Origin of the sequence: Hydrogenophaga sp. (assembly GCF_031426985.1) — a bacterium.
In the GTDB taxonomy this organism is placed as follows: Bacteria; Pseudomonadota; Gammaproteobacteria; order Burkholderiales; family Burkholderiaceae_C; genus Hydrogenophaga.
In genome coordinates this window covers 19,879-33,350 of the sequence record NZ_JASJOY010000204.1, presented here as the reverse complement: position 1 = coordinate 33,350, position 13,472 = coordinate 19,879, and the positions used below count along the sequence as shown (strand labels likewise).

Annotated in this window: 12 protein-coding genes; 9 read left to right on the top strand and 3 right to left on the bottom strand. The window is 70.3% G+C overall.

Annotated elements, in window-relative coordinates; all coding sequences use genetic code 11:
- From RMP09_RS21245 to gorA, 3 genes are all read left to right on the top strand, one after another.
- Positions 1-153, top strand: a 153-nt coding sequence (locus RMP09_RS21245; protein WP_310567972.1) for a 3-hydroxyacyl-CoA dehydrogenase family protein, incomplete at its 5' end; no start/stop codon positions are given.
- 252 nt (positions 154-405) lie between these two features.
- Positions 406-945, top strand: a complete 540-nt coding sequence (locus RMP09_RS21240) for a hemerythrin domain-containing protein (RefSeq protein WP_310567971.1) — start codon at positions 406-408, stop codon at positions 943-945.
- A gap of 79 nt (positions 946-1,024) precedes the next feature.
- Positions 1,025-2,428, top strand: a complete 1,404-nt coding sequence (gene gorA / locus RMP09_RS21235) for a glutathione-disulfide reductase (protein ID WP_310567970.1) — start codon at positions 1,025-1,027, stop codon at positions 2,426-2,428.
- Here gorA and RMP09_RS21230 read toward each other — a convergent pair.
- Positions 2,418-3,707: an MgtC/SapB family protein gene (locus tag RMP09_RS21230; protein WP_310567969.1), complete on the bottom strand. Its 1,290-nt coding sequence runs from the start codon at positions 3,705-3,707 to the stop codon at positions 2,418-2,420. The two genes, gorA and RMP09_RS21230, sit on opposite strands and share 11 nt — an antisense overlap.
- 100 nt (positions 3,708-3,807) lie before the next feature.
- Between RMP09_RS21230 and RMP09_RS21225 the strand changes: the two genes are divergently transcribed.
- From RMP09_RS21225 to RMP09_RS21200, 6 genes are all read left to right on the top strand, one after another.
- Positions 3,808-5,304, top strand: a complete 1,497-nt coding sequence (locus RMP09_RS21225) for an AMP nucleosidase (protein ID WP_310567968.1) — start codon at positions 3,808-3,810, stop codon at positions 5,302-5,304.
- A gap of 33 nt (positions 5,305-5,337) precedes the next feature.
- A complete protein-coding gene (locus RMP09_RS21220) occupies positions 5,338-6,447 on the top strand; it encodes a mechanosensitive ion channel family protein (RefSeq protein WP_310567967.1) in 1,110 nt (369 codons plus the stop codon).
- A gap of 80 nt (positions 6,448-6,527) precedes the next feature.
- Positions 6,528-7,973 (top strand): efflux transporter outer membrane subunit, encoded by a 1,446-nt coding sequence (locus RMP09_RS21215; RefSeq protein ID WP_310567966.1) that lies wholly within the window; start codon positions 6,528-6,530, stop codon positions 7,971-7,973.
- A gap of 28 nt (positions 7,974-8,001) precedes the next feature.
- Positions 8,002-9,309 (top strand): efflux RND transporter periplasmic adaptor subunit, encoded by a 1,308-nt coding sequence (locus RMP09_RS21210; protein WP_310567965.1) that lies wholly within the window; start codon positions 8,002-8,004, stop codon positions 9,307-9,309.
- Between the two features lie 2 nt (positions 9,310-9,311).
- On the top strand, positions 9,312-10,079 hold the full coding sequence (locus RMP09_RS21205; protein WP_310567964.1) for an ABC transporter ATP-binding protein: 768 nt from the start codon (positions 9,312-9,314) through the stop codon (positions 10,077-10,079).
- Positions 10,069-11,277 carry an ABC transporter permease gene (locus RMP09_RS21200; RefSeq protein ID WP_310567963.1) on the top strand — a complete coding sequence of 403 codons (1,209 nt, stop codon included), beginning with the start codon at positions 10,069-10,071 and terminating at the stop codon, positions 11,275-11,277. Before RMP09_RS21205 ends, RMP09_RS21200 begins: the two co-directional genes overlap by 11 nt.
- A 2-nt stretch (positions 11,278-11,279) precedes the next feature.
- On the opposite strand, the gene purT is transcribed toward RMP09_RS21200, so the two are convergent.
- Positions 11,280-12,482, bottom strand: coding sequence for a formate-dependent phosphoribosylglycinamide formyltransferase (gene purT, locus RMP09_RS21195; protein WP_310567962.1), 1,203 nt, complete (start codon positions 12,480-12,482; stop codon positions 11,280-11,282).
- Between the two features lie 28 nt (positions 12,483-12,510).
- Positions 12,511-13,368 (bottom strand): archaetidylserine decarboxylase, encoded by an 858-nt coding sequence (asd, locus tag RMP09_RS21190; protein ID WP_310567961.1) that lies wholly within the window; start codon positions 13,366-13,368, stop codon positions 12,511-12,513.
- Between the last annotated feature and the right edge of the window lie 104 nt (positions 13,369-13,472).

Genomic DNA, 13,472 nt, shown 5'->3' with positions numbered 1-13,472 from the left:
GACATGATCGGCCTGGACGTGTGCCTGGCCGTGATGAACGTCTACATGGCCGAGTTCAACGACAGCAAGTACCGCCCGGCCCCGCTGCTCAAGGAGCTGGTGGCCGCCGGCTGGCTGGGTCGCAAGACCGGCCGGGGCGTTTACACGTATTGACCCCCCCCGCGCCGCCTGTGGCGTCACCCCCCAGGGGGCAACGCGAGCGGCCCGGCAGAGCCGGTTCCGCCGCGTTCTCGACAGAGACACGTGCTCCGGCTGACAGGTGAGTCACACCAAGCCCGTGAGCCAGAAACGTCTCCGGCTGCACTTCATCGGAAGCCCGCTTCGGCGGGCTTCTTTTTTGAGGAAGATCAATGGGCGGCGGCGGCGCCTCTTCAGAATGACCCCATCGTCATTGAGGAGTCCCCCATGAGCGCCGCCCCTGTATCGATCGCCGTTTTCGAGTTCCTGGACAGCACCCACCAGGAGATCCAGCAACAGCTCAAGCTGCTGCACACGCTGGTGGATGCGATTGAAAACGAGGGCCTGAACACCGCCAACCGGGGCACGGCCCGGCGCGTGCTCGACTACTTCAACGGCGAAGCCCGCCAGCACCACCTGGACGAAGAAAAACACATCTTCCCGGCCCTGCTGGCCAGCCAGAACGCCGAGGTGGTGCAGGCCACCGAGCACCTGATCCAGGACCACGGCTGGCTGGAGGAAAACTGGATCCAGATCGCGCCGTCGCTGGAAGCGGCCACCGGTGGCAACCTCTGGTTCGACACCGCCGAACTGCGCCATGCGCTGGGGGTGTTCGAGGCGCTGTACCTCGACCACATCCTGCTCGAGGAATCGGTCGCCTACCCCGAGGCCCGGAAGCGCCTGGAAGGCCTGAACACCCTGGGCATGGGCCGCGAGATGGCCCGGCGCCGCGCGCTGCGCAGCGACGAAGTGCGCGCCCGCGCCTGACGCCCCCACGCCGGCAGCGGCCGCTGCCCGCGCTTAAGATGCCCGCCTCGGTCCCGCGCAGGGACCCCAAGGGGTATCCATGAGCACACACGACTTTGATCTCTTCGTCATCGGCGGCGGCAGTGGTGGCGTGCGCGCCGCCCGCATGGCCGCCGGGCGCGGCGCCCGCGTCGCCCTGGCCGAAACCCTGGGCACCGACGGCCTGGGCGGCACCTGCGTCAACGTGGGCTGCATCCCCAAAAAGCTCTACAGCTACGCGGCGCACTACGCCGAGTCGTTTGAAGAATCCCATGGCTTTGGATGGGAGGGCGAAAAACCCGCCCTCAACTGGGACACCCTCAAAGCCAACCGGGCCAAGGAAATCACGCGGCTGAACGGCGTCTACAGCAACCTGCTGCGCGGCTCGGGCGTGACGGTGCTCAACGGCTTCGCCCGCCTCGACGGCCCCCACGCCGTGACGGTGGCCACGCTCAACGCCGACGGCTCCCCCGGCCACCAGTCGTTCAGCGCCGCGAACATCCTGATCGCCACCGGCGGCACGCCCTTCGTGCCGCACTTCGCGGGCCGCGAACACGTCATCACCTCCAACGAAGTGTTCGACCTCGAGCCCTTCCCGCAGCGCCTGCTGGTGGTCGGTGGCGGCTACATCGCGTGTGAATTCGCGTCCATCTTCAACGGCCTGGGGTCGACAGTCACCCAGCTCTACCGCGGCGAGCAGGTGCTGCGCGGCTTCGACGACGAGGTGCGCCACTTCGTGGCCGGCGAGATGCTCAAGTCGGGGGTGGACCTGCGCCTGAACGCCGGCGTGGTGGACATCCGCCAGACCGACGGCGGCCTGCGCGCCGAGCTGGAAGATGGCAACGTGGTCATGGCCGACGCGGTGCTCTACGCCACCGGCCGCCACCCCAACGTGCAAGGCCTGGGGCTGGACACCGTGGGCGTGACCCAGGGCGCGCAGGGCGAGGTGATCGTGGACGCCCACTACCGCACCAACGTGCCCAGCATCTGGGCCGTGGGCGACGTGACCAACCGCGTGCAGCTCACCCCCGTTGCGCTGGGCGAGGCCATGGTGGTGGTGGACCAGCTGTTCGGCCCCGCGCCGGGCAAGGCGCCGCGCGGCATGGGCTACGAGTTCATTCCCACCGCCGTGTTCACCCACCCCAGCATCGGCACCGTGGGCTACAGCGAAGCGCAGGCGCGCGAGCGGTTCGGCACCATCACCGTCTTCCGCAGCGAGTTCAAGGCGCTGCGACACACGCTCTCGGGCAGCAGCGAACGCACGCTGATGAAGCTGATCGTGGACACCGCCAGCGACCGCGTGGTGGGCCTGCACATGGTCGGCGCCGAAGCGGGCGAGATCGTGCAGGGCTTTGCCGTGGCCATGAAGGCGGGCGCCACCAAGGCGGTGTTCGACAGCACCATCGGCATCCACCCGACGGCGGCCGAAGAGTTCGTGACCATGCGCGAACCGGTCAAAAGCTGAACCAGACCACCCCCACCGACACCAGCAGGGTGTGCAGCCACAGGCCCGGTGCCAGCCAGCGCAGGTAGGACCGGCCACCGGCGAACCCGGCGGTGAGGCTCTTGCTGGCCGCGTGCACCAGCAGCGCCAGCGCCACCGCCCACACGCCGACGGCCCCGGGCACGGGGGCGGTGGCGGCCAACACCGCCGCCAGGGCCGAATGCAGGTCGGCCAGCGCGGCCACCAGAGCCCCCGCCACCAGGCCGGCATCGCCCAGCCAGCGCTGCAGGGCGTGCACCGCGAGCTGGATGCCGCTGAGCAGCGCGGCCACGGCAGCGGCACCACGCAGGCTGAACATGCGGTCGTCGCCCCCCGCGCCCAGGCCCTCGATGCGCGGTGACGACACGGCCAGCCCGTCGTCGCCCGTGTGCGCGCCACGCACCAGCGCCCAGCCCCAGACCGCCACCACCAGAGCCCCCAGCAGCGCGGGCAGCCACAGCCGCGTCAGCCAGGCCGGCTGCATGGCCGCGGCCACCAGCAGCAGCTGCAGCTGGGTCGACACGCAGGACAGCAGGCCGCCCCCGGCCATCAGCCGCGGGCTGGCGCCCTGCTCGCGCACCGCCAGGCCCAGCGTGGCAATGGTGGCCGTGCTGGACACGAAGCCCGAGGCCAGCGCCGACACCGCCACCGCGTGGCGCGCCGCCAGCAGCCGCCCCGCCAGGTGCGCCAGCGACTGCACGGCCAGCAACAGCACCAGCAGCTGCACCACCTTGTGCGGGTTCAGCGGCGTGCCCCACAGCGGCTGGTCGGGCACCAGGGGCAGGGCCATCAGCGCCAGGGCGGCCAGCACGATGCCGTCGCGCACCTCGCCCGGGCGCAGCCATTGCAACGCCCAGCGGTGCAGGCGATCGCGCCCGGCCAGCAAGGCCGTCAGCCCCACGGCCAGCCCCGCCGCCAGCGGCAGGCTCCAGGCGCACAGCACGCCGTTCAGGTAAGTCAGCAGCAGGGCCATCTCGGTCGTCACGCCGGGGTCGTCGGAGCGGTCGCGCTGGTAGGCCAGCAGCGTGAGGCCGACCACCAGCAGGGCCCCGGTGACCACCAGCCCGGTGATCTGCGTCAGCGCCGCCGCCGCCCCGGCCACGCTGGCCACCGCGAAGGTGCGCAGGCCGGCGAATCCGCGCTGCGGGCCACTGCCCTTGCGCCGCTCGCGTTCCACCCCCACCAGCAGACCGCAGCCCAGGGCCACGGCCAGCGCGGCGGCGGCGTCGGGGGTCGGGATCAGGGCGTCGGGCACGGGCATGCGGGTCGGTCGGCAGGGCAGCGGGGTCACCCCACTGTAGCGCCGCGCCGGACCGCGCTCTGTCACAACGCCCAGGGGGCAGCGCCGCCACAATAGGCACATGCACAAGTCCCCCACCTTCATCGCCCCCCAGCTGTTCGACGAACCGGCCGCCGCGCTGGCCCAGGTGCAGCACATCTACAACAGCAGCGTCGCCTTCCTGCGCGAGGCCATGCACCACTTCGTGGACGGGCAGGACGCCGGTGGCGCCCGCATCCGCGCCTGCTACCCCTTCGTGCGATTGCACTCGCGCAGCGTCTCGCGGCAGGAGGCCGGGCTGCAGAACCGCCTGAGCTATGGCTTCGTCGCCGGCCCGGGCCGCTTCGAGACCACCCTCACCCGCCCCGACCTGTACGCCGACTACTACCTGGAGCAGTTCCGCCTGCTGCTGGCCAACCACGACGGCAAGCTGGAAGTCGGCACCAGCACGCAGCCGATCCCGATCCACTTCTCGTTCGCCGAACACGAGCACGTCGAGGGCGAGATGGGCGTGGAGCGCCGCGCGCTGATGCGCGATGTGTTCGACCTGCCCGACCTGACCGTGATGGACGACGGCATCGCCAACGGCACGCACGAACCCAAGCCGGGTGAACCGCACCCGCTGTCGCTGTTCACCGGCCCGCGGGTGGACTATTCGCTGCAGCGCCTGCGCCACTACACCGGCACCTCGCCCGACTGGTTCCAGAACTTCGTGCTGTTCACCAACTACCAGTTCTACATCGACGAGTTCATCAAACTCGGCCACGCCGAGATGGCCGACCCGGCCAGCGACTACATCGCCTTCGTCGAGCCGGGCAACCTGGTCACGCGCCGCGCCGGCCTGGGCGCCGAGGCCATCGACGCGCTGGGCAAGGCCCTGCCCCGCCTGCCGCAGATGCCGGCCTACCACCTGCTGCGGGCCGACCGATCGGGCATCACCATGGTCAACATCGGCGTCGGCCCGGCCAACGCCAAGACCATCACCGACCACATCGCCGTGCTGCGCCCGCACGCCTGGCTGATGCTGGGCCACTGCGCCGGCCTGCGCAACGGCCAGCAACTGGGCGACTACGTGCTGGCCCACGCCTATGTGCGCGAGGACCATGTGCTGGACGAAGAACTGCCGCTGTGGGTGCCCATCCCCGCGCTGGCCGAGATCCAGGTGGCGCTGGAGCAGGCCGTGGCCGACGTCACCGGCGTGCCGCCGCAGGAGCTCAAACGCATCATGCGCACCGGCACCGTGGCCAGCACCGACAACCGCAACTGGGAGCTGCTGCCCGACAACACGCCGCAGCGCCGTTTCTCGCAATCGCGTGCTGTGGCGCTGGACATGGAAAGCGCCACCATCGCGGCCAACGGCTTCCGCTTCCGCGTGCCCTACGGCACCCTGCTGTGCGTGAGCGACAAGCCCCTGCACGGCGAGATCAAGCTGCCCGGCATGGCCAACCACTTCTACCGCGAACGCGTGGACCAGCACCTGCGCATCGGCATCCGCGCGGTGGAACTGCTGCGCGCCGGCGGGGTCGACCAGCTGCACAGCCGCAAGCTGCGCAGCTTCGCCGAGGTGGCTTTCCAGTAACGCGCTCCGCTGCACACCGTCACGACCCGCCCCATGCTCACGGAACAACTGCAACAACGCTTCGGCATCGAAATCTGGCTGGCCTCGGTGCTGGCCATCGTCCTGGCCACCGCCCTGGTCGACCAGGGCCTGCGGATGCTGCTGCGCCGCCTCGAACGCTGGACCCACGCGTCGAGCAGCCCCTGGGACGAGGCCTTGTTGCTGGCCGGTCGCCGGCCGCTGCGGGCCGTGGTCTGGCTCGCCGGGCTGACCGGGGTGGCGCGCGCGGTGCAGGCCCACTGGCCGCAGCCAGACTGGCTGGGCACCGCCCTGCTCTGGCGGAACATCGGCGTGCTGGTCTGCCTGGCCTGGTTCCTGTGGCAACTGATCGACCGGCTGACCCAGGCCAGCATCCGCCGCCGCACCGAAGCCGGCGCCGAGTTCGACCTGACCACCGCGATGGCGCTGAGCAAGCTGCTGCGCCTGATCGTGGTGGTGGTCACCGCGGTCACCGCCGCGCACAGCCTGGGCTTCCAGATCGGTGGCGTGCTCGCCCTGGGCGGTGTGGGCGGCATCGCCGTCGGCCTGGCCGCCAAGGACCTGCTGGCCAACTTCTTCGGCGGCCTGACCATCTACCTCGACCGCCCCTTCAGCGTCGGCGACTGGATCCGCTCGCCCGACAAGAGCATCGAGGGCACGGTGGAATACATCAGCTGGCGCCACACCCGCATCCGGGCCTTCAACAAGAACCCGATCTACGTGCCCAACGCGGTGTTCACCACCATCGTGGTCGAGAACCCCTCGCGCATGACCCACCGGCGCATCAAGGAAGTGATCGGCCTGCGCTACGACGACTTCGCCCAGGTCGAGGCCGTGATCGACGACATCCGCCAGTGGCTGAACGCCCACCCCGCCATCGACAAGACGCAGGACCTGATCGTCACCTTCGACAGCTATGGCGACAGCTCGCTGAACATCATGGTGTACGCCTTTACGCCAACGCGCGCATGGGGAGCCTTTCTGGCGCTCAAGCAGGAGCTGCTGCTGTCCATCGGCCGCATCGTCGAGCGCCACGGCGCCCAGATGCCCTTTCCCACGCAAACCCTGCAGCTCTCGGGCGACGCCCCGTCCGGCCCACCCACCGATCCGACCCGGGCCCGCTGAGCCCGACCCCGGCGGCGCTTTACCGGCGCTTCACATTTCGGCGATGCGACCGACACGCGGGCCACGCACAATGGCCCACCATGAGTCGATCTGCCTCCCCTCCCCTGTCGGCGTGCGCCTGGCCGCGCCGCGCGCTTGGTCTGGCCGCCGCGCTGGCCCTGACGGCCTGCGCCAGCGTCACGCCCCTCCCCGCACGCCCTCCGGCCGACACGTCGCCGGTGCCGGCGCAGTGGTCGGCGGCCAGCGGCAGCGCCCAGCCCACGGCACTGGCCCAGTGGTGGCAGCGCTTCGACGACCCGCAACTCACCGCCCTGGTGGCGCAGGCGCTGCAGGCCAACACCAGCGTGAAAAGCGCCCAGGCCGCGCTGCGCCAGGCGCGTGCGCAGCGCGACGCGCAGGCCGCCGCCAACGGGCCGTCGATCAGCGCCTCGGCTTCGGCCCAGCGCAGCCAGAACGGCAACGCCGACGGCAGCAACCGCTTCCAGACCGGGTTTGACGCCCGCTGGGAACCCGACCTGTTCGGCGGCAACCGCGCCACGCTGGACGCCGCCGAGGCCGGCGCCCGCGCGGCGCAGACCGGCCTGGCCGACGTGCAGGTGTCGCTGGCGGCCGAGGTGGCCGTTGCCTACATCGAATTGCGCGGCCTGCAGGCCCGGCTCGACATCGCCAGCCGCAACCTCGCGACGCAGCAGGAAACGCTGCAGATCACGCGCTGGCGGGCGCAGGCCGGCCTGGCCTCGTCGCTGGACCTGGAGCAGGCCATCGCCGCCACCGAACAGACACGCGCCCAGATCCCGGCGCTGCAGACCAGCGTGGCGCAGTCGCTCAACGCGCTGGCGGTGCTCACCGGCCAGGTGCCGGGCGCCCTGCAGGCCACGCTGGGCAGGACGGGAGCCATTCCGGCCGCGCCGGCCGATCTGGCGCTGGCCTTTCCGGCCGAGACGCTGCGCCAGCGCCCCGACGTGCGCAGCGCCGAGCACCAGGTCAGCGCCGCGCTGGCCCGGGTGTCGGCGGCCGACGCGGCGCGTTACCCCAGCTTCCAGCTCAGCGGCTCGCTGGGCCTGTCGGCGCTGACACTGGGCACGCTGACCGACGGCGCGTCGGTGCTGCGGTCGGTGCTGGCCAGCGTGTCGGTGCCGCTGTTCGACGGCGGCGCCCTGCGCGCCCAGGTGCAGGCCCAGCAGGCCGCGCTCGACCAGGCCCGTGCCGCCCACGAAGCTGCGGTGCTGGGCGCGCTGCAAGACGTGGAAGACGCCCTGGCCGCGCTGCGCGGCGACCGCGAAAAACTCGTGCGCCAGCAGGCCGCGGCCGACGCCGCCACCAACGCCGAGTTGCTGGCGCGCCAGCGCTACCAGAGCGGCCTGATCGATTTCCGCACCGTGCTGGACACGCAACGCAGCCGGCTCTCGACCCAGGACAGCGTGGCCAGCACACAGGCCACGCTGAGCGCCGACCACGTGCGCCTGTACAAGGCCCTGGGCGGCGGCTGGACGCCCGCCGACACCACCGCCGCCACCCGCCACTGACCCCCGAACATCGCCACCGCCGCACCCCATGAACAAGAAAAAAGACGCCCCGTCCGCCGACCTGCAAGCCCTGCTGGGCAGTGACCACCCGCCCCGCTGGTGGCAACGTTCTTCGCTGTGGATCGGGGTCGCCGCGGCCGTGCTGCTGGCCGGCGGCTGGACCTACTGGCAGGCGCAACAGAGCACCAAGGTCGCGCCGGTCTACGTGACCGAGGCACTGAAGAAAGGCGATATCACGCTCACCGTGGCGGCCAACGGCACACTGCAGCCCACGCGCTCGGTCAACATCGGCAGCGAACTCTCGGGCACGGTCAAGCGTGTGTTGGTGGACGTGAACGACCGCATCAAGGCCGGCCAGGTGCTGGTGGAGCTGGACACCGCCAAGCTGGTGGACCAGGTGACGCAGTCGCGCGCGGCGCTGGCGTCGGCCCAGGCACAACAGGCGCAGGCCAGCGCCACGCTCAAGGAAGCGCGCGCCACGCTGGCGCGGTTTGAAGAGGTGGCGCGGCTGTCGGGCGGCAAGGTGCCTTCGGCCACCGAGCTGGACAGCGCCCGGGCCTCGGTGGAGCGCGCCGCAGCCAGCGAGGCCGCCGCCAAAGCCAGTGTGAGCGAGGCGCGCGCCGGTCTCGCCACCACCGAGACCAACCTGTCCAAGGCCTCGATCCGATCGCCCATCAACGGCGTGGTGCTCAGCCGCTCGGTGGACCCGGGCAACGCCGTGGCCGCCTCGCTGCAGGCCGTGACCCTGTTTTCCGTGGCCGAAGACCTGACCCAGCTCAAGCTGGACGTGGCGGTGGACGAGGCCGACGTGGGCGCTGTCAAGGTGGACCAGAAGGCCAGCTTCACCGTCAGCGCCTTCCCGGCGCGGCGCTACCCGGCCACCATCCAGCGCGTGGCCTACGGATCGACCAAGACCGACAACGTGGTCACCTACACCACCACGCTGGACGTGGACAACAGCGACCTGAGCCTGCGCCCGGGCATGACGGCCGCCGCCACCATCGTGGCGCAGGAGGCCCGGGGCGTGCTGGTGGTGCCCAACACGGCGTTGCGGTTTTCGCCGGCCAGCAGCAACGGCGGCGCCAGCGCGTCGGGCAACAGCATCCTGTCGAAGATGATGCCGCGCCCCCCTTCCAACAACAAACCCAAGACCGCCGGCACCGACCGCCGCGCCGGCGGGCCGCGCCAGATCTGGGTGCTGGACCAGGGCCAGCCGGTGGCGGTGCAGATCCAGACCGGCATCAGCGACGGTCGCAACACCGAGGTGCGGGGTGAAAGCCTGAAAGAAGGCATGGCCGTCATCACCGAACAACGCTCCGCCACCGCGGGCTCCTGAACATGGACGCCCCGCTGATCCGCCTGCGCGGCATCACCAAGACCTATGGCGAGGGCAACACCGCCTTCCAGGCCCTCAAGGGTGTGGATCTGGACATCCAGCAGGGCGATTTCGTGGCCATCATGGGGCCCAGCGGCTCGGGCAAATCGACCGCCATGAACACGCTGGGTTGTCTGGACGTGCCGACCACCGGCGAGTACCTGTTCCGCGGCGTGCACGTGGAGACGCTCTCGCGCGACGAACGCGCGCGTCTGCGGCGCCGCTATATGGGCTTCGTGTTCCAGGGCTTTCACCTGCTGGCGCGCACCTCGGCCCAGGAAAACGTGGAGCTGCCCCTGATCTACCGCGGCGAACCCGCGGCCACGCGGCACCGCCTGGCCCGGCAGGCGCTGGAAAAAGTGGGCCTCAAAGGCTGGGAACACCACACCCCGGGCGAGCTCTCGGGCGGGCAGCAGCAGCGCGTGGCGATCGCGCGCGCCATCGTCACCGAACCCCAGGTGCTGCTGGCCGACGAGCCCACCGGCAACCTCGACACGCACCGCAGCCAGGAGATCATGGAACTGCTGTGGCGGCTGAACGCCCAGCAGGGCATCACCGTGCTGATGGTCACGCACGAACCCGACATGGCGGCCTACGCCAAACGCATCGTGCGCTTTGTGGACGGCGTGGTCGCCAGCGACGAGCGCAACCCGCACCCGGTGGCGCTGCAGGCCGGCAGCGCCCACCCGACCGCCAGCGATTTCAGCGGGGAGGTCACCCATGTGGCTTAACACCTTGCTGCTCGCGCTGCGCTCGATCCGGCGCAACCTGCTGCGTTCCTTCCTCACCATCCTGGGCATCGTCATCGGCGTCAGCGCGGTGATCACCATGGTCACCGTGGGCAACGGCGCCACTGCGGCGGTGCAGAACCAGATCGCGGGCCTGGGCACCAACCTGCTGCAGCTGCGCCCCGGCCAGCGCATGGGCCCGGGCAGCAGCGGTGCCAGCGCGCCGGCCTTCAAAGAAAGCGACGGCGAGGCCATCGCCGCGCAGATCGGCGGCGTTGCCGCGGTGGCGCCCGAAGCGCGCAGCGGCGCGGTGCTGGTGGCCAATGGCCGCAACTGGAGCAGCAGCGTCATCGGCAGCACCAACGACTGGCTCACCACCGGCAACTGGAAGCTGGCCGACGGCCGCATGTTCAGCAACGACGAACTGCGCGCGGGCGGCGCGGTCTGCCTGATCGGCCAGACGGTGCAGCGCGAGCTGTTTGGCAGCACCAGCGCGGTGGGCGCGCAGCTGCGCGTGCGGGCCATGAGCTGCGAGGTGGTCGGCACCCTGGAGTCCAAGGGCCAGGGCGCGTTCGGCAACGACCAGGACGACGTGGTCCTCATGCCCATCAAGACCCTGCAGCGGCGCATCGTCGGCCACACGCGGGTCAACACCCTGCTGGTGTCCATGAACGATGGGGCCGACGCCGAGACGGTCAAGAACGCGCTGACCCAGCTCATGCGCGAGCGCCGCAAACTGGCCGAAACCGACGAAGACAACTTCAACATCCTCGACACCAAGCAGCTGGGCGAAACGCTTTCGGGCACGACCAGGATCATGACCATGCTGCTGGGCGCCGTGGCCGCCGTGAGCCTGCTGGTGGGCGGCATCGGCATCATGAACATCATGCTGGTGAGCGTGACCGAACGCACCCGCGAGATCGGGCTACGCCTGGCCATCGGCGCACTGGAGCGCGAGGTGTTGCTGCAGTTCCTGATCGAAGCCGTGGTGCTGGCCGCGCTGGGTGGCCTGATCGGCATCGTGCTGGCCACCGGCGCTTCGATCGGCCTGTCGGCGCTGATGGACGTGCCCTACCAGTTCAACGTGGGCGTGAACCTGCTGAGCTTCCTGTTCTCGGCCGCCATCGGCGTGCTGTTCGGCTACTTCCCGGCGCGGCGGGCGGCGCGCCTGAACCCGATTGATGCCCTAAGGCATGAGTGAGCTCAGGCCTTGCGGGGCCTGACCTTGCTCGCCGCCAGCTTGGCGTTGGCGCGCGCCGTGTCGGTGTCTTCCGCCCGGGCCAGTGCCACGCCCATGCGGCGCTTGACGAAGCTCTCGGGCTTGCCGAACAGGCGCAGGTCGGTGCCGGGCACACGCAGCGCCTCGTCCACACCGTCGAACACGATGCCCTGGGCTTCGACGCCGCCGTAGATCACCGCGCTGGCGCCCGGGTTGCGCAGGCTGGTGTCCACCGGCAGGCCCAGGATGGCGCGGGCGTGCAGCTCGAACTCGCTCTGGTGCTGGGTGCACAGGGTCACCAGGCCGGTGTCGTGCGGACGCGGGCTCACTTCGCTGAACCAGACCTGCGCGCCCTTGACGAACAGCTCCACGCCGAACAGCCCCAGGCCGCCGAGGTTGTCGGTCACGGCCTTGGCGATCTCGCGCGACTTTTCAATCGCGGTCGGCTGCATGGCCATGGGCTGCCAGCTCTCCACATAGTCGCCGCTGACCTGCACGTGGCCGATGGGTTCGCAGAAGTGGGTTTCCGTTTCGCCGCTCGCGCCCTTGGCGCGCACGGTCAGCTGGGTGATCTCGTAGTCGAAGTCGATGAAGCCCTCGACGATGACGCGACCGTGGCTCACGCGGCCGCCGGCCATGGCGTAGTCCCAGGCCTTGGCCACATCGGCCGGGCCGTCGATCTTGCTCTGGCCCTTGCCGGACGAACTCATCACCGGCTTGACGATGCAGGGGTAGCCGATCCCGCCGTCGATCGCCGCCTGCAGTTCGGCCAGGGAGTCACAGAACTGGTACGGGCTGGTCGGCAGGCCCAGGGTCTCGGCCGCCAGGCGGCGGATGCCTTCGCGGTCCATGGTCAGGCGGGCGGCGCGCGCGGTCGGGATCACGGTCACCGTGCCGGCGGCTTCGAGCTGTTCCAGCATGGGGGTGGCGATGGCCTCGATCTCGGGCACCACCAGGTGCGGGCGCTCGGCCTCGATCAGCGCCTTCAGCTGGGCCGGGTCGCTCATGGTGATGGTGCGCGCGTGGTGCGCCACCTGCTGGCCCGGTGCGTGCTCGTAGCGGTCGACCGCGATGGTCTCCACGCCCAGGCGCTGCAGCGCGATCAGCACCTCCTTACCCAGCTCGCCGGAGCCGAGCAGCATGACTTTGGTGGCCGAGAGTGAGAGCGGGGTTCCGAGTGTGGTCATGCGGGGGTCTCCGGTGTGAGAAGAAAAATCAGCGAGCGGTGCCCATGGCCTCGCCCATGCGCACCGGCCGGGCCGGCGCCCACTCGGCGTTGAAAGCGATGGTGTCTTTGGGCCACAGCAACACGACGGTGGAGCCCAGCAGGAAGCGACCCATTTCATCGCCGCGCGCGAAGTCCACGGGCTGTTCGTCGTACGACCACGACCGCAGCGTACCCGGCCGCGGCGGGTTGACCACGCCGTGCCACGTGGTGGCCATGCTGCCGACGATGGTGGCGCCCACCAGCACCTGCACGAAGGGGCGCACCTCGCCGTTCGGGCCGCAGGGCATGTCGAACACGCAGACCACGCGCTCGTTGCGCGCGAACAGGCCGGGCACGCCGGCGGCGGTTTGGGGGTTGACCGAAAACAGCTCACCCGGCACATGGACCATGCGGCGCAGCCGCGCGGCGGCCGGCATGTGGATGCGGTGGTAGTCCTTGGGGCTGAGGTAGATGGTGGCGAAGTCGCCATCGGTGAACTGCGCGGCCAGCGCCGGGTCGCCCCCCACCAGGGCCAGGGTGCTGTAGGTGTGCCCCTTGGCCTGGAAGATCTGGTCGCCCTGGATGCGGCCGAACTGGCTGATGGCGCCGTCCACCGGGCAGACGAACGCCGCGTCGGCCAGCGGCCGGGCGCCGGGCCGCAGCGCGCGGGTGAAAAATTGATTGAACGTGGGGTAGGCGGTCGGGTCGGGGTTGGCCGCCTCGGCCATGTTGACCCCGTAACGCCCGATGAACCAGCGGATGACCGCGTGTGTGATGTTGCCGCCCTGCCAGCGGGCGAAGCGCCCGGCCAGCTGGGTCAGCGCCTGTTTGGGCAAGAGGTGTTGCAGGGTGACGAACAGGGACATGGTGCTGGTGGTGCGAGGCGTTTTGGCCTCGCATTATCCGCAGTCGGGTGCGGGACCCTGGGCAAGACCGCGGCGGCCACAAAAAACCGCCCCGAAGGGCGGTC

Coding starts and splice junctions, on each gene's coding strand:
- RMP09_RS21240 (WP_310567971.1), top strand. CDS start 406: ATGAGCGCCGCCCCTGTATCGATCGCCGTTTTCGAGTTCCTGGACAGC.
- gorA (WP_310567970.1), top strand. CDS start 1,025: ATGAGCACACACGACTTTGATCTCTTCGTCATCGGCGGCGGCAGTGGT.
- RMP09_RS21230 (WP_310567969.1), bottom strand. CDS start 3,707: ATGCCCGTGCCCGACGCCCTGATCCCGACCCCCGACGCCGCCGCCGCG.
- RMP09_RS21225 (WP_310567968.1), top strand. CDS start 3,808: ATGCACAAGTCCCCCACCTTCATCGCCCCCCAGCTGTTCGACGAACCG.
- RMP09_RS21220 (WP_310567967.1), top strand. CDS start 5,338: ATGCTCACGGAACAACTGCAACAACGCTTCGGCATCGAAATCTGGCTG.
- RMP09_RS21215 (WP_310567966.1), top strand. CDS start 6,528: ATGAGTCGATCTGCCTCCCCTCCCCTGTCGGCGTGCGCCTGGCCGCGC.
- RMP09_RS21210 (WP_310567965.1), top strand. CDS start 8,002: ATGAACAAGAAAAAAGACGCCCCGTCCGCCGACCTGCAAGCCCTGCTG.
- RMP09_RS21205 (WP_310567964.1), top strand. CDS start 9,312: ATGGACGCCCCGCTGATCCGCCTGCGCGGCATCACCAAGACCTATGGC.
- RMP09_RS21200 (WP_310567963.1), top strand. CDS start 10,069: ATGTGGCTTAACACCTTGCTGCTCGCGCTGCGCTCGATCCGGCGCAAC.
- purT (WP_310567962.1), bottom strand. CDS start 12,482: ATGACCACACTCGGAACCCCGCTCTCACTCTCGGCCACCAAAGTCATG.
- asd (WP_310567961.1), bottom strand. CDS start 13,368: ATGTCCCTGTTCGTCACCCTGCAACACCTCTTGCCCAAACAGGCGCTG.